The following is a 15,169-nucleotide window of genomic DNA, read 5'->3' on the forward strand; positions in this document are numbered from 1 at the left end:
GCTCTAGCCTGGGCCTTGCTGACTCTAAATCGCGGAATATGCGGCCATCCGCAGCGAACGGGTCGACCACACACGGCTTTGGACGATAAGTGCAGCGATCTGATCAGCGCGAATAACTGCGCACGCATTGACCAATTTGATAACAGCATCGCAGCGCAAACTTCACGCGGCGCTGCTGCTATTTACCGCGTGCCGCCAGAACACGTGTCGCCCCCTGGGTTTTCTGGCAATACCAGAACACCCGGCTAACGCCACGGGTGACGGCTACATAAGCCAGGCGCAGGCTTTCATCCTGCATGGCTTGGTCATAGCTGCTTTTAAAGAAACCCGAGTAGGCATACAGCGCATTGCGCAGCGGGTGCGGCTCGGCCGGCATGCAGTCGTCGAGGATGATTGCCACTTCCGCCTGCAAGCCTTTGGCACGGTGGATGGTGTAGGCCTTGACCGGCAGTTTTTTATCCAGCTGCGCGGTAATGGCCTGCAGCGGCTCGTTGCGCCGACTGAGCAACAGCACCGCGTTACGCTCGCCACTGTTGCGCGCAGCGGCGTGGGCACATTGCTCTTGGATCTGCTTGAGCAGCTCTGGCAAACGGCTCTTGGCGTCGAAGCGCTGGATCAAGCGCACGCCGTGATCACCGGGCTGCGTAACCTTGATCGCCTGGCTGGTTTTCGCCTGTTTATGCTGCACACCGCCGAGCAGCGCTTCAGCGTCGCGAATAACCGGCTCAATCGAGCGGTAGTTGTTGGCCAGGGTCAATACGGCGCTGCACTTGGCGCGACCTTTACTCGGGAAGTGCCGATCAAAATCGATAAACAACTCTGGCGAGCTGCCGCGCCAACCGTAGATCGACTGCCAGTCATCACCAATCGCCATCAAACTGACGACGCTGCTTTGCTGCGTTTGAGCGCGCTGTACAGCTTGCAGCCACTGCACAATTTGCGGCGAGATGTCTTGAAACTCGTCGATCAGCAAATGGCTGAACGGCGCCAGAACCTGGGCTGCGATGCCCTGCTCGCCTGCATTCAGCCGCCTCGTCAGTTGTTGAAATGCGCCGTTGAAGGTCATCAAGCCCTGCTCGTGCAGGCAACGTTCGAAGTACGGCCAGAACAACACCAGCGCCTCACTAAAGCTGCGCGCCTGCGCCGGACAGCTCAATGCCTGCGGCTGCAAGGTCGCGATGTCGATACCAATACTCTCGATAAAGCCAGCCTGGGCGTAAAACGCCTCATACAGCGGCGCAACACTGAACTCACCTTGCAGCTTGAAGGCATCCAGCGGCGCTTTGGGCTGGCGTTTGTCATCACTCTGCGGCAGCGGCAGTTGCAAGAGGTTGTGCACCTGCTGACGGAACAGCGGCTGCTCGGCATAGCACTGCTGGTAGGCCTGCTTTAGCAACCGTTGCTGCGCCGGGCGTAAGCGGCTGGCCATCAGCGGGTTATCCAGCTCACGTCCTGCCGCCTGCTTGTCATCCAACTGCTCAAACCAGCGTGGGTTATCGAGCATGCTCTTGGCCATAGCGCCCATGGCCGAATGGAAGGTGCGCACGCATTGGCGCGCCTGAGACTCATCAAATGGGTAGTCGAAGAAGCCCAGCACTTTGAGCAACTGCTGGCGTAACTCAGCGCAGGAGGCATTGGTGAAGGAAATCACCGTCAACTGCTCAGGCTTGATGCCCAGGTGGCAAAGCATAAAGACCACCCGCAGCACCAGCGAGGTGGACTTACCTGAACCGGCGCCAGCGAAGATCCGCGTCAGTGGATCCGGGCTAAGAATCATCGCCCACTGCTCATCCGAAGGAGCGCTGAGCAAGCCTGCCGTTACGGCGCGCGCTACCTGCTCGCGCATCGACTGGCTCTGCGCCGCATCGACCGGCAGCATGGCCGGCCCGTAAATACCTGAGGTACTGGTTTTGCTGGCCGCGCGACGAGGTTTAGTCGGCGGGTTTGTGGTGCTCGACTTGGCTGCTTTACCTGCGGCCGCCTGCTTGGCTCGCCCAGCAGATTTCTTTAACGGAGCCGTCGCTTCATGCTCGGCCCGCAAATACGCGGTGGTATGAGGGAAATAGCGCGCCAGAGCAGCCGCAATGCGCCGCTTGTAGCGCTGAACAGCAGAAGGCATTCAGCGACCCAGTCATGTAGATAGATCATTGAATGATAAGTGCTTTTTACCCGGAGCTGGCGACTGACAGATGAGATGCTTTGAGCATGCTCAGCCCATGACACGCAGGTCATGGGCTGAGCGCTTGATCAGTCGAGCATACCGACATAACGCGGATGGCTGGCAACCCGCGCCAGCCAGTCACGAATGGCCGGATAAGGGCTCAGATCGAAACCACCTTCATCGGCCACATGGGTGTAGGCATACAAGGCGATATCCGCTATCGAGAAATCCTCTCCCACCAAGTAAGAGGTGCGCTGCAGCTGCTTCTCCATCACCTTGAGCGCTTTGTGGCCACGCACATGACACTCTTGGTATTCAGCCTGCCGCGCCTCGGGCAGCCCTTGGTAAAGCTGGATAAAGCGCGCCACCGCGACATAGGGCTCATGGCTGTATTGTTCGAAGAACTGCCACTGCAACACCTGGGTGCGCAGACGCGGCTCAGTCGGCAAAAAACTGCTGCCGTCAGCCAAGAAGTTGAGGATGGCGTTGGACTCCCACAGGCAGGTGCCGTCTTCCAGCTCCAGCACCGGGATCTTGCCGTTGGGGTTCTTGGCCAGGAAGGCTTCGCTCTGGGTTTCACCCTTGAGGATGTCGACCGCTATCCACTCATAGGGCAAGTCCAGCAGGTGCAGCATCAGCTTGATCTTGTAGCAGTTGCCCGAACGATAATCGCCATACACCTTGAGCATATGCCCTCCTCCTAAATTGGTTTAACCCTGTTAAATCGCTGACTGCGCCTGACGGATGACCTCAGCCAAGCGCTTCAGGCCCTCAGCTAAACGCTCCGGCGCGACGTGGCTGAAGTTAAGGCGCAGATGGCCGGGATGCGCATCCGGGTCAATAAAGAACGGTTCGCCCGGCATAAACGCCACGTTCTGCGCCAGGGCTGGCGCCAGCAGCGTGCGGGTGTCCAGCGGTTGTTTCAGGGTCAGCCAAAAGAACAGCCCTCCCTGGGGAATCTGCCAATCGGCCAGATCGCTAAAGTGCTCTTCCAGCACCGCCTGCATGGCATCACGGCGGATGCGGTAAAAGTCGCGCAGCTCGGCCAGGTGACCACGGTATTTCTCGCTGCCTAACCATTGCAGCGCTTGCCACTGGCCGATGCGATTGGTGTGCAAATCCGCCGACTGCTTGAGGCGCAGCAGATAGGGGTAAAGATCAGGGGTGGCGATCAGGTAGCCGACGCGCAGCCCCGGCAGCAAGGTTTTCGACACGGTGCCGGTGTAGATCCAACTGGCCTTGTGCAAACGGCTGACAATCGGCGTAGCGCTGCCTTGATCAAACACCAGCTCGCGATAAGGCTCATCTTCAATCAGAGTCACGCCGAACTCATCGAGCAAAGCGGCTACCGCATCGCGCTTGGCTTCGCTGTAGCGCACGGCAGAAGGATTCTGAAAGGTAGGGATCAGGTAGGCAAACGCCGGCTTGTGGTTCTGCAGACGCTCACGCAACGCATCGATCTGCGGGCCATCGGCTTCTTGCGGTACGGCGATGCACTCAGCGCCGAACAGCTGAAAGGCTTGCAGCGCGGCCAGGTAGGTCGGTGCTTCGAGCAGCACTTCGGTACCCGGGTCGATAAACAGCTTGCTGGCCAAGTCCAACGTCTGCTGCGAGCCGCTGACGATCAACACCTGGCTGGCGTCGCAAGGCACGCCCAGGGCGCGCGCCTCAGTGGCAATCGCCTCGCGCAGCGCCGGTTCACCTTCACTCATGCCGTACTGACCCATGCTGGCCGGCATATCCGCCCACTCGACCTTCGGCAGCATCGGCTCAGCGGGCAAGCCACCGGCAAAAGACATGACTTCCGGACGCTGCGCCGCGGCAAGAATTTCACGGATCAAAGAGCTTTTCAGGCGGGCAACACGTTCGGAGAAGGCCATGGATACACCGGTAGCAAAGGCAAATAAAAATAGGTCAAACTGTTTGACCGAAATACAGTTGAACTGAAATTACGATGCCCACCCCAGATACGTCAATAGGCTTGACCTTAATGATTGATCTCAACAACCTCGCCACCCAGCAAACCGCGATGGAAGCCTTCTTCTTCGGCTACCAGGCGTTCACCGCCAAGGCCGATGAAATGCTCGCGCGCCGGGGGCTGTCACGGGTGCACCACCGCATCTTGTTCTTTATTGCCAAGTACCCAGGCTTGAGCATGAAGGAACTGCTTGGTTACCTGGGCGTGAGCAAACAGGCGTTGAACACGCCGCTGCGTCAGTTGCTGGAAATGGACTTGGTGCAAAGCCTGACCGCCGAGGACGACAAGCGCAAACGTTTGCTCGGTTTTACTCGCGAGGGGGCAAAACTGGAAAAAGCCCTGCGCCGCGAACAAGCCAAGTTGTTGCAGCGCGCCTTCGATGAAGCCGGAGAAACCGCGGTCAGTGGCTGGCTACAGGTTAACCAGGCGCTGGATAACAGCCGGCAAAACCTCAGCAGTGACGATTGAAAGGCTACCTGCAATTCAGCGACAGCGAAACTGTACCGCCCTCACCTCCAAACAATTTAAAACTGTACTCCTGATTACCTGCATCGCTGTACCGCGACGCCCTACTCATCTGTCCCTAGGCTGATCAGCACTGCCTCTGAGTGCTGCGCCATGACCCTCGAATTGCTGATCGCCTTTGTCGCCTTTGCCTTTGTCACCTCGGTGACGCCTGGGCCAAACAACACCATGCTGCTGGCCTCCGGGGCGAATTTCGGCCTGCGTCGCACCCTGCCGCACATGCTGGGCATTAGCTTGGGGTTGATGCTGTTGGTGTTATCGGTCGGCCTAGGTCTGGGCCAGTTATTCGAACAGGTACCGCTGCTGTATAGCGTGCTGCGCTATGTCGGCGCGGCCTATCTGCTCTACTTGGCCTGGAAGATCGCCAATGCCGGCGCACCAAACAGCCAAGCCTCGGCCAGCGGTAAGCCGTTTAGCTTTCTGCAAGCGGCGGCCTTCCAGTGGGTCAACCCCAAGGCCTGGATCATGGCTATTGGCGCTATCACCACCTACACGCCCCAGGAAAATTTCGTGGTTAATGTGCTGTTAATCTCGGGGCTATTTGCCTTGGTCAATTGCCCGACCATGAGCGTCTGGACCGTGCTTGGCAGCCTATTGCGCAACTGGCTGCAGGATGCGCGGCGCTTACGCATCTTTAATATCGGCATGGCGCTGTTGCTGGTGGCGTCGCTGTATCCCATCGTCGCGGACACGGGATTGTTCTGATGCACGACTCGACGCAACCGCGCCTGCGCCCGCTGGCCGACACCTCGACCTCGGCAGTCGTTGCCGGTTTTATCGCCATGCTCACCGGCTACACCAGCTCACTGGTGCTGATGTTCCAGGCCGGCCAAGCCGCTGGCCTGAGCAATGGACAGATTTCTTCGTGGATCTGGTCGCTGTCGATTGGCATGGCCATCTGCTGCATCGGCCTGTCGCTGCGCTACCGCGCGCCGATCATGATTGCCTGGTCCACCCCTGGCGCCGCACTGCTGATCACCAGTCTGCCCGGCGTGCCGTATGGCGAGGCGATTGGCGCCTATATCGTCGCTTCAGGCTTGATTGTATTGATCGGCCTGACCGGCAGTTTCGACCGCATAATGCGCCGCATCCCCGGTTCCTTGGCGGCCGCCCTATTGGCCGGCGTGTTGTTCAAGATCGGTCTTGAGATTTGTGTAGCTGCCGAGCAACAACCGCTGCTGGTCAGCGCCATGCTGCTGGCCTATCTGCTGGGTAAGCGCTTGCAACCACGTTATGCGGTGCTCGCCGCGCTGATCGTGGGCAGCGTGCTGGCCGGGCTGTTCGGCTTACTGAATTTCGAGCAGTTCGAACTGCAACTGGCGGTGCCAGAGTGGACCTCGCCAAGCTTCTCCCTCGCCGCCGTCATCAGCATCGGCATTCCGCTGTTTATCGTCGCCATGGCCTCGCAGAACCTGCCGGGCATGGCTGTGCTGCGTGCCAATGGCTATGACGTGCCGGCCAGCCCACTGCTCACCACAACCGGCCTGACCTCGATCCTGCTCGCCCCACTCGGCAGCCACGGCATCCATATGGCAGCGATCAGTGCCGCCATATGCGCCGGCCCGGAAGCCCACGAAGACCCGCGCAAACGCTACACCGCTGCAATCTGGTGCGGCATTTTCTACGGCATCGCCGGAATCTTTGGCGCCACCTTGGCCGCGCTGTTTACCGCCCTGCCGAAGGCGCTAATTCTCTCCATCGCCGCGCTCGCCCTGTTCGCCTCAATCATCGGCGGCTTGACCCAAGCCATGAGCGAGCCGAAAGAACGCGAAGCCGCGTTGATCACCTTTCTGGTGACCGCATCGGGCATGACGTTGTTTTCAGTGGGTTCGCCGTTCTGGGGGATTGTTACGGGGTTGCTGACCCTGGCGATTCTCAACTGGGGTAAGCGGGATGCTTGATTGATGGCTGTCGCTGCGCTCGACCCATCCTACCGGGTTACCGGACGCAGACTTTAGGACAGCGCTAATGTGGGGGGCGGTTTAGCGGCGGGCCTTTAATGATTCATATCGCGGCTAAAGCCCCTCCCACGCAGCTCTGCTTCGGGTCTCGACACCCATCATAAGGATGGAGGTTTGCGCTTTACGGGTGTGGTTTTTACCGAGCGAGTCTGAGCGCGCCTTCGTGTAAGTTCCCTACTCAAGGTAATAGCTAATACGATCAGCGCGATCAGACCTGCGATCACCACCAGCACGATTACAGTACCTGCCAAGAAAACCATCTCAACGACATTCACTGCCGAGCCCAAGCCAGAGCTGCCAAATGACTGGACAACTTGCGAGGTATCTCTAGATAGCTGGTAAAGCTGACCCAACAAAGCGGCGCCAAAAAAAACAAATCCAACAACTTTCAAAAACGGCGAAGTGTTTTTGAACACCATTGACCAGCCAACGCGGTACACGAAAACTAGCGCCAGGAGCAGGATCAAAGCCGTCCAAATAAGCAGCACATCCGAAAACTGGGTAAATAACCAAAAGGGTGAAAAAAGCGCGCCAAACCAAGGCCTTTGATAGGGTTCGAGTCGATCAGTCCAGAATCCGCAAAAGCCGCCCAAGGGGTTGGAGGCCATCAACGACTGATTAGAGCAGCCAAACGTATGTAACAGACTCTGCGCGCTAAGGCCGCCGACAAGGGGCGTCCCCAGCGCCAGGCAAAATACAGCTAGCCCTGCAAGCATGAAAATGAAAACTATCGAGAGCGAGCCCCACAGCGTGCCCTCCGCCAGCAATCGCCGATATAACGACAGCTGCTCCGTCTCCCGCTCCTGGGCTTGCTCTGCCTGCTTATGACTAATCCATTCTGCCTGCTGCGCTGCATAGGAGATATTTCCAGTCGAAGCGATAGCACTCTGTTCGCTAACCACTGATGCCTCGTGTTGCGTCTCGACTGGTAGCTTCGGGCGTCGATCAGAACGCACACTGAACACAATTAGCCCCACCCACCCAGCAATCAAAAACCACATCTGCTGCAATAGCAAAAACGTCGTCTCCAAGGGAGGAGTAACGGACAACCAAGGAGCAAGTGCCTGAGCCGGCAGCATCGCGAGCCCCTGGCAACCAGTTTCACTAGAGCCTGGACGCCCAGGACAACCCAAAGCCTCCAATCCAAGCTCAGCAATGGAAGGCCCGAACAAGACCATTAAGGCAATGTAGCCAAGCAGCGCATAGGCCAGTATGCGTGTGCGGGTACTCACTCGATTTTCAGCGGCAATAGCAGGCATGACGCAGGATCTTCCATGACTATTTTTTGCATCATGTCCTAAGGCACCCCATGCGTCCATCGCCCTAACAAGCATTGAAATCGTGCGCTTCCAACAAACCAACTACTAAACGGAAGAAGTTTGGCAGCAAGGTTTGTTCAGCAGTAGCAAGGATGCTTGGGGGCAGCCACTTTAGATCATGGCTGCGACTCGTTTACTCACCTACAGGTCTTCCGAACTAAGACAGAAGAGCGGTTCAGAGCAGCTTTAACCGGGGCGAACGAAGTACAAGCTAGCCGTTAAAACATTCTCCTTAGGGGAGCGCGGCCATAAAAAACGGGTTATGCATCACGCATAAGCCCGTTTTTGTTAACGCCGCTAAATCAGCCGCGCTGACGCTTGGGCAGCACATCCTTGAGCTTGGCGCGCATGCCACGCAGGGTTTTACCCAAGCCAGGCGCTAATCACCTTTCTGGTGACCGCCTCAGGCATGACGTTGTTTTCAGTGGGTTCGGCGTTCTGGGGGATTATTGCGGGGCTGCTCACGCTAGCCATTCTCAACTGGGGTAAGCGGGATGCTTGATTGATGGGTATCGCTGCGCTCGCCACTGATTAGCACCCAGGTGACCAGTAGAAATCGGCCAGAAGCAGCTATTCTGGCGTACCTAGCAAAATCAGGGGCGATTCATTGCGATCTTAAATGGCACGTGCTTCCAAGCCGCCATAGTTGTCGCCCCTCTTCTTCACGCTGTTCGTCAGTGAGTGATTTAGCCTGAGCTTAATGTTGTATTTGACTCATCAATGCATGCTCGTTGTCACCGGCACGTGTTGACTCTTCGACTAGCCAAGACCAAAACGTTTCGCCATGCGGTGACAACTGCATATGGCTCGGACAGCTTAAGTGGAACGCTTCCGAGGCTGGGACGCGTTGTGAAAACGGTGCGATCAGGCGCCCATCAGCTAACATTTCTGCCACCAATGAGGTACGCCCCAAGGCCATGCCGTGGCCGCGAACCGCCATCTCAAGGGCGGTTATCAAGGTATCAAACTGCATTCCCTGCGAGGCGTCGACGTGCTGGAAACCGGTTTTGTTCAGCCAGTAGCCCCACCCTTCTTCGTAGCCAATCACATGCAGCATGCTGTCGGCACTCAGCTCGCCCGGACTGGCGGGCGGCAACTCACCGCTCAGCAGCCGGGGGCTGCAAACGGGGAATAATTCATCATGGGTCAGTTGTACTGAACGCAGTCCGGCCCAATTGCCCTTACCGTAGCGAATTTCCATGCTGGCTTCTTTGCTGCGCTCATCCAGCCAGATATTACTGGTGAAATGCAGGCCAACCTCCGGGTGCGCGGCGCGAAAGCGCCCAAGCCGGGGCGCCAACCAGGTGGTGAAGAACACCAGGTTAGCGCGCACGGTGATGGGTCGCCTGCGACCTTGGCCGAACAGTTCGTCGGTGGCAGCGGCTAAGCGTTCGATCGAATCATGGATGACCGGCATGTAGGCCTGGCCGGCCTCGGTCAATTCAAGCCCGCGCGGCAGGCGTTTGAACAGGTTGGTTCCGAGTTGTGATTCCAACCCTTTGACCTGCTGGCTAATAGCCGCCTGGGTAAGACTCAGCTCGGCCGCCGCCTGGGTAAAGTTGAGGTGCCGGGCCGAGGCCTCGAATGCGCGTAACCAATTCAACGGCGGGAGTCTTTTCTTCATAACAGTGGCTAAACCTTGATTGTTTCATCGTCGGCATGATCGATCAGCTGACCGAGTTCGGCCGCCGCTTCTCGTAACAATGGAGCGTAGCTGAGCAGCTCGTCCAAACTCTTGCGGATCAGTGGTGCGTGCACGAACAGGCAGGCGAAGAGCCTGTCGTGGCGATCCTTGACCGGTACGGCGCAGGCTACCAGACCGTCGACGAATTCTTCATTGTCGGTGCCAATATCATCCTCTTTGATTTTCAGCAGCGCGGCTTCCAGTTCAGCCGCGTCGATCAGGGTGTTGCGTGCATATTGATTCAGCGGCAGGTTGTTGATGATGCGCAGGCGTCGTTCGCGCGGCAGCGAGCTGAGGTAGAGCTTACCGCTGGATGTGCACCAGATCGGCGTATGACTGCCCACCGGCAGGTAGACCTGTAACGGCCGCTCAGTCTGCACGCGGTCGTAGTAGATCATCTCGGTGCCGTTAGGAATGGCGATGCCACAGGTTTCTCCGATGATCGAAGTCAGGCGCTTCAGAATGGCCTGACGCGGCGCTTTGAAACGGCCGCTGTAAAGCACACCCAAGGCAACCTCATGCAGACGGTCACCGGGTACCAGCAGCCCACGCATATTACTTTGCAAATATCCGTCGTCTTCGAGCTGGACCAACAGCCGGTGCATGCTCGGTTTGGGAATGCTCAGCTGCTCGGCCAGATCGACCGGCGATATCGGCCGCTGCGCCCGCGCAACCGCTTCGATGATCTCCAGTACTCGGGTGATTGAGGATCCTTTTTCAGTCATCGAACTGACTCCTGCAGGGCGTCTCATGTCCGCTCGCTAGAGCGAACTGAAACGCAAAAAGGCCACGTCCCGTTTTGGGACGTGGCCTGCGATTGCCGGCGGTTTTTCCGTCAGCACGGCATGCCCCGTTACTTCATGGTCGGCATGGAGAACTCGACGCTTTCACGGATACTTGCCGACGGCCAGCGCTGAGTGATGGTCTTGCGCCGGGTGTAGAAGCGCACGGCATCCGGGCCGTAGGCGTGCAAGTCGCCGAACAGCGAGCGTTTCCAACCGCCGAAGCTGTGGTACGCCACTGGCACCGGCAGCGGTACGTTGATACCGACCATGCCAACTTTGATGTTGTCGGAGAAGTAGCGTGCGGCCTCACCGTCACGGGTAAAGATGCAGGTGCCGTTGCCATACTCATGGGCGTCGATCAGGTTCATGGCTTCCTGCATGCTGTTAACCCGTACCACTTGCAGCACAGGGCCAAAGATTTCTTCTTGGTAGCTGAGCATCTCTGGCAGCACGTTATCGATCAGTGTGCCGCCGACGAAGAAGCCATTCTCATGCCCTACGACCTGTGGGTTGCGGCCATCGACGACGATCTTGGCGCCCTGCTCTTCGGCGCTATTGATGTAGCCCACCACCTTCTGCTGATGCGCCTTGGTGATCACCGGGCCAAAGTCGTTGCTCTTCTCGGAATAGGCGCCGACCTTCAATGTCTGCATGGCGGCCTGCATCTTCTCGATCAGCGCATCGGCTGCCGCATCGCCTACTGCTACGGCCACCGATAGCGCCATGCAGCGCTCACCGGAGGAGCCGAATGCAGCGCCGAGCAGCTGGTTGACCGCGTTGTCCATGTCCGCATCGGGCATGACGATGGCGTGGTTCTTCGCCCCGCCCAAGGCTTGGCAGCGCTTGCCGTTGGCACTGGCGGTCTTGTAGATGTACTCGGCGATCGGGGTCGAGCCGACGAAGCTCACCGCTTGAATGCGCTCGTCACTGAGCAGCGTGTCGACCGCTTCCTTGTCGCCGTTGACCACGTTCATTACGCCGTCTGGCAAACCGGCTTCCTGCAACAGCTGGGCGATAAACAGGGTGGAGCTAGGGTCGCGCTCGGATGGTTTGAGGATGAAGCAGTTGCCGCAGACGATGGCCATGGGAAACATCCACAGCGGTACCATCGCCGGGAAGTTGAACGGGGTGATACCGGCGACTACGCCCAGCGGCTGGAACTCGCTCCAGGAGTCGATGTTCGGGCCGACGTTCTTGCTGTGCTCGCCCTTGAGCAACTCAGGGGCGCCGCAGGCGTATTCGACGTTTTCGATGCCGCGCTGCAGCTCGCCGAGGGCGTCGTGGGAAATCTTGCCATGTTCCTCGCCGATCATCTGGGCAATACGGTCAGCGTTCTGCTCAAGCAATTCCTTGAAGCGGAACATCACCCGCGCACGCTTCAGCGGCGGGGTGTTGCGCCACGCGGGGAAGGCTGCCTCGGCGGCGCTGATGGCTTGCTCGACAGTGCTCTTGGACGCCAGCGCCACTTGCTTGCTGACCTCACCCGTGGAGGGGTTGTACACGTCCTGCAGACGGGCGGCGTCGTTGACGATTTGGCCGTTGATCAAATGTCCTACTGTGTTCATCGCGGTGTTCCTCAATAAAGGTGGCTGGCGGTGGCCCGCCGGGCAGGGATAGAAAACGGCTTACCAAAGCTGCTTATAGATCTCGATGATCTCGTCAGCGCTTGGCACACGGGGGTTGTTGTTCGGCGAACCTGAGGCCAGCGCCTGCTCGGCCATGACAGGCAGTTGGGCGAAAAACTGTTCACGGTCGATACCAAACTGCGCAGGGCTAGGCACTTGCAGCTCATCATTGAGCGCGCAGAGTTCGGCGAGCAGCTTGGCGTTGGCCACCTCATTGCTGTCGGTGGCAGTGGCTACGCCCATCGCGCGTGCGCAGTCAGCGTAGCGCTCGGCGGCGGCCGGAATGGAGAAGGCGGTGACGCTGGGCAGCAACATGGCATTGGACAACCCGTGGGGCACATGAAAATGCGCCCCAATCGGCCGGCTCATGCCGTGTACCAGGGCCACCGACGCGTTGGAAAACGCCACACCAGCCAGGGTCGAACCCAGCATCATCGCCTCGCGGGCGGCCTTGTTTGAGCCGTCATGGTAGGCACGACGCAGGTTCGGGCCGATCAAACGCATGGCTTCAAGGGCCTGGCTGTCGCTGTACAAGCTGGCCTTCTTGCTGACGTAAGCTTCCATCGCGTGGGTCAATGCGTCGATGCCAGTGTCGGCGGTGGTGCGCGCCGGCAAACTGAGGGTCAGGCTGAAATCGATCAGCGCCGCCACCGGCATAAAGCCGATGCCGATACAGAGCATTTTCTCGTCAGTTTTCTCGTCGGCGATGATGGTCACCCGAGTGACTTCCGAACCGGTGCCGGCGGTGGTTGGTACCGCGATAATCGGCAGGCCGGACTCGACGACGATGCGTGGGAACTTGTAGTCGCGCATCTCACCGCCATGCTTGGCGAGGATGGCGATAGCCTTGGCGCTGTCGATCGGGCTGCCGCCGCCGAGGGCGATAATGCAGTCGTAATCGCCACTACGAGCTTTGGCTACCCCGGCCTGGATTGAGGCCACGGTTGGCTCTGGCACCGTCTCGTCAAACACGTCGGCGCGGATGCCTTCTTGCACTAGGCGCTGTTGGATGCGCTCGACATAACCGAGTTTGACCATCATCGGATCGGTGATGATCAACGGTCGGCTGCAGCCCAGGTTAGCCATCACGATGTGAATGTCTTGGCTGGCGTCCTCGCCAATTTGCATGATGCGAGGAAGGATTACTTGAGTAGACATGGCAACTCCGTTAATTCCGAGATGACGGGCATCAGGAAGCGCAGTCATGGCGCTCCCATGCAGTGTTTGTGGTGTAGAGAACTGCGGGCGCAGGCCCGCAGGTGTTGTGACTCAGAGCGTGGCCGCAGCTGTGATGGCCGGTTTGTGGCTCGCCGGTGTCTGTTGGCTATCGCTAAGCTCACGGCGGGCTGCTGCATCACACTGTGCAACATCTTGGCGCAGCGCTTTGAAGAATCCGTAGGTGGCCAGGATGGCAACGAAGGAGAACGGTAGCGCCGCGACGATCGAGGCTGTTTGCAAGGCTTTCAGCCCTCCAGCAAGCAGCAGTACCGCCGCTACCGCACCAATCGCCAGGCCCCAGAAAATCCGATAGCGCGCAGGTGGATGCTCGTCGCCCATACAGATCAGGGTGCAGATCACCAGGGTCGCCGAGTCAGCCGAGGTGACAAAGTAGGTCACCAGCATCAGGGTGCAGATCACTGACATCAGGATGGTCAGCCACTGGCCCAGGTTCATCAGCTCGATGGTTTTGAACAGTGCCATGGTGACGTCGTCATTGACCGCAGCCACCACGCCGCCGCCGCCGAACAATTCAATGAAGATCGCCGTGTTACCGAAGATGGTGATCCAGAAAGTGGCCAGCACGGTCGGTGCGATCAGCACACCCAGAACAAACTCACGCAGGGTGCGGCCCTTGGAAATACGCGCGATAAACATGCCCACAAAGGGTGCCCATGCGATCCACCAGCCCCAGTAGAAAATCGTCCACCAGCCCTGCCATTGGCCTTTTGGATCCGGGTCGATCCACAGCCCCAGCTGCACGGCATGCGCCAGATAATCACCGGTGTTGGTGACAAAAGCACCGAGCAGATAGGCCGTCGGGCCGAAGATTACGAACAGCGCCAGGATCAGGATAGTCAGGTGCATGTTCAGCTCGCTGAGCATGCGAATACCTTTGTTCACGCCACTGAGCACCGAAGCGGTGGCGATCACCGAAATCACCGCGATCAGTAGAATCTGGTGACGAATCGAGACTTCAAAACCCAGCAGGTAATTCAGCCCGGCGTTCATCTGTTGTGCGCCCAGGCCCAGCGAGGTGGCGATACCAAACACCGTGCCGAACACGGCGAGCAGGTCGGCAGCATGACCCCAGGGCCCGTAGATGCGCTCGCCCAGTATTGGGTAGAGGCTGGAGCGAATCGACAGTGGTAAGCCTTTGCGATAGGCGAAGTAGGCCAGTATCAACCCAAATACCGCGAACAGGCCCCAGCCATGCAGGCCCCAGTGGAAGATCGAGATGCGCATGGCCACTTGTGCGGCCTCGGCGGTCATCTTCTGCGCCTCGCCGATTAGCGGCGTGCCCTGGAAGTGATAGATAGGTTCGGCGATGCTCCAGAACAGGATGCCAATGCCGATACCGGCACCGAACAACATCGAAAACCAGGAGAAGTTACTGAACTCTGGCCGGTCGCTGTCCTTGCCCAGGCGAATATTTCCATAACGGCTGAAGCTAAGCCAAATAGCCAGAAACAGATATAAACTCATCAAGCCGATGTAATACCAGGCCAAGTTTGTTGAAATAAAACTCTTGGCTGCACCGTACACACCATCGGCATATTCCGGATCAATGACGGTAAAGAGCACGAAGGCAATTACCAATAAGGCTGCACCAATTGACATGACCGGGTGTGCCCCGGTAAAGAGCCCGGACGCGGGCAATTTATTTGCTTGGCTTGTCATTGTCCGGTCCTCTGCATGTGCGTCTTTCTTATATTTATTTTCATTGTCTACCTCTTAGCTGTTGGTTAACTCTCGAACCCGCGTCGATCACGCGGCCCATGTGAGAACCTGCTCGCTCCTGCCTGTCATGCTCCTGCGTACACCTGCACTAGCCGTCAGACCCTGTGTCGCCTAGCTGCGCTGCGCCTCTCGTACCGTGCAAACCGTAAAAGGGTCTGATACCGAGACGAAAC

At 58.3% G+C, this 15,169-nt stretch carries 12 protein-coding genes and 1 pseudogene; 4 read left to right on the plus strand and 9 right to left on the minus strand.

Translation table 11 applies throughout. The features are described from left to right. Positions 1–178: 178 nt before the first annotated feature. The 3 genes from D8779_RS18580 to D8779_RS18590 form a co-directional block, all read right to left on the minus strand. The gene (locus tag D8779_RS18580; RefSeq protein ID WP_136665955.1) at positions 179–2,119 is read right to left on the minus strand and encodes a DEAD/DEAH box helicase; all 1,941 of its coding nucleotides are present in this window, start codon (positions 2,117–2,119) and stop codon (positions 179–181) included. Between the two features lie 128 nt (positions 2,120–2,247). Further along, complete coding sequence (locus tag D8779_RS18585) at positions 2,248–2,850, minus strand: glutathione S-transferase family protein (protein WP_136665956.1); 603 nt, start codon at positions 2,848–2,850, stop codon at positions 2,248–2,250. Between the two features lie 30 nt (positions 2,851–2,880). Further along, positions 2,881–4,041 carry an aminotransferase-like domain-containing protein gene (locus D8779_RS18590; RefSeq protein WP_136665957.1) on the minus strand — a complete coding sequence of 387 codons (1,161 nt, stop codon included), beginning with the start codon at positions 4,039–4,041 and terminating at the stop codon, positions 2,881–2,883. Between the two features lie 110 nt (positions 4,042–4,151). Here D8779_RS18590 and D8779_RS18595 point away from each other — a divergent pair, with 110 nt between their 5' ends. The 3 genes from D8779_RS18595 to D8779_RS18605 all read left to right on the plus strand — a co-directional run bounded on the left by D8779_RS18595 (position 4,152) and on the right by D8779_RS18605 (position 6,565). Next, positions 4,152–4,607, plus strand: coding sequence for a MarR family transcriptional regulator (locus tag D8779_RS18595; protein ID WP_136665958.1), 456 nt, complete (start codon positions 4,152–4,154; stop codon positions 4,605–4,607). A 150-nt stretch (positions 4,608–4,757) separates the two neighbouring features. After that, positions 4,758–5,369: a LysE family translocator gene (locus D8779_RS18600; RefSeq protein ID WP_136665959.1), complete on the plus strand. Its 612-nt coding sequence runs from the start codon at positions 4,758–4,760 to the stop codon at positions 5,367–5,369. Beyond that, on the plus strand, positions 5,369–6,565 hold the full coding sequence (locus D8779_RS18605) for a benzoate/H(+) symporter BenE family transporter (RefSeq protein ID WP_136665960.1): 1,197 nt from the start codon (positions 5,369–5,371) through the stop codon (positions 6,563–6,565). Before D8779_RS18600 ends, D8779_RS18605 begins: the two co-directional genes overlap by 1 nt. 158 nt (positions 6,566–6,723) lie before the next feature. Here the strand turns inward: D8779_RS18605 and D8779_RS18610 are convergent, their stop codons facing one another. Further along, the gene (locus tag D8779_RS18610) at positions 6,724–7,884 is read right to left on the minus strand and encodes a hypothetical protein (protein ID WP_136665961.1); all 1,161 of its coding nucleotides are present in this window, start codon (positions 7,882–7,884) and stop codon (positions 6,724–6,726) included. A 430-nt stretch (positions 7,885–8,314) separates the two neighbouring features. Between D8779_RS18610 and D8779_RS18615 the strand changes: the two are divergent. Next, positions 8,315–8,446: pseudogene (locus D8779_RS18615) on the plus strand (benzoate/H(+) symporter BenE family transporter); the annotation flags it as partial. Between the two features lie 195 nt (positions 8,447–8,641). On the opposite strand, the gene D8779_RS18620 reads toward D8779_RS18615, so the two are convergent. The 5 genes from D8779_RS18620 to D8779_RS18640 form a co-directional block, all read right to left on the minus strand. Beyond that, positions 8,642–9,568 (minus strand): LysR substrate-binding domain-containing protein, encoded by a 927-nt coding sequence (locus D8779_RS18620; RefSeq protein ID WP_136665963.1) that lies wholly within the window; start codon positions 9,566–9,568, stop codon positions 8,642–8,644. Between the two features lie 8 nt (positions 9,569–9,576). Then, on the minus strand, positions 9,577–10,353 hold the full coding sequence (locus tag D8779_RS18625) for an IclR family transcriptional regulator (protein WP_136665965.1): 777 nt from the start codon (positions 10,351–10,353) through the stop codon (positions 9,577–9,579). 128 nt (positions 10,354–10,481) lie between these two features. After that, on the minus strand, positions 10,482–11,978 hold the full coding sequence (locus tag D8779_RS18630) for a CoA-acylating methylmalonate-semialdehyde dehydrogenase (protein WP_136665967.1): 1,497 nt from the start codon (positions 11,976–11,978) through the stop codon (positions 10,482–10,484). A 60-nt stretch (positions 11,979–12,038) separates the two neighbouring features. Further along, a complete protein-coding gene (locus tag D8779_RS18635) occupies positions 12,039–13,196 on the minus strand; it encodes an iron-containing alcohol dehydrogenase (RefSeq protein WP_136665969.1) in 1,158 nt (385 codons plus the stop codon). Between the two features lie 111 nt (positions 13,197–13,307). Beyond that, a complete protein-coding gene (locus tag D8779_RS18640) occupies positions 13,308–14,876 on the minus strand; it encodes a BCCT family transporter (protein ID WP_136665970.1) in 1,569 nt (522 codons plus the stop codon). Positions 14,877–15,169: the final 293 nt, after the last annotated feature.

The organism is Pseudomonas leptonychotis, from assembly GCF_004920405.1.
GTDB classification, from domain to species: domain Bacteria; phylum Pseudomonadota; class Gammaproteobacteria; order Pseudomonadales; family Pseudomonadaceae; genus Aquipseudomonas; species Aquipseudomonas leptonychotis.

Bases quoted from the DNA above. Each gene is read 5' to 3' on its own strand.
- D8779_RS18580 (WP_136665955.1), bottom strand. From the start codon at position 2,119: ATGCCTTCTGCTGTTCAGCGCTACAAGCGGCGCATTGCGGCTGCTCTG.
- D8779_RS18585 (WP_136665956.1), bottom strand. From the start codon at position 2,850: ATGCTCAAGGTGTATGGCGATTATCGTTCGGGCAACTGCTACAAGATC.
- D8779_RS18590 (WP_136665957.1), bottom strand. From the start codon at position 4,041: ATGGCCTTCTCCGAACGTGTTGCCCGCCTGAAAAGCTCTTTGATCCGT.
- D8779_RS18595 (WP_136665958.1), top strand. From the start codon at position 4,152: ATGATTGATCTCAACAACCTCGCCACCCAGCAAACCGCGATGGAAGCC.
- D8779_RS18600 (WP_136665959.1), top strand. From the start codon at position 4,758: ATGACCCTCGAATTGCTGATCGCCTTTGTCGCCTTTGCCTTTGTCACC.
- D8779_RS18605 (WP_136665960.1), top strand. From the start codon at position 5,369: ATGCACGACTCGACGCAACCGCGCCTGCGCCCGCTGGCCGACACCTCG.
- D8779_RS18610 (WP_136665961.1), bottom strand. From the start codon at position 7,884: ATGCCTGCTATTGCCGCTGAAAATCGAGTGAGTACCCGCACACGCATA.
- D8779_RS18620 (WP_136665963.1), bottom strand. From the start codon at position 9,568: ATGAAGAAAAGACTCCCGCCGTTGAATTGGTTACGCGCATTCGAGGCC.
- D8779_RS18625 (WP_136665965.1), bottom strand. From the start codon at position 10,353: ATGACTGAAAAAGGATCCTCAATCACCCGAGTACTGGAGATCATCGAA.
- D8779_RS18630 (WP_136665967.1), bottom strand. From the start codon at position 11,978: ATGAACACAGTAGGACATTTGATCAACGGCCAAATCGTCAACGACGCC.
- D8779_RS18635 (WP_136665969.1), bottom strand. From the start codon at position 13,196: ATGTCTACTCAAGTAATCCTTCCTCGCATCATGCAAATTGGCGAGGAC.
- D8779_RS18640 (WP_136665970.1), bottom strand. From the start codon at position 14,876: ATGTCAATTGGTGCAGCCTTATTGGTAATTGCCTTCGTGCTCTTTACC.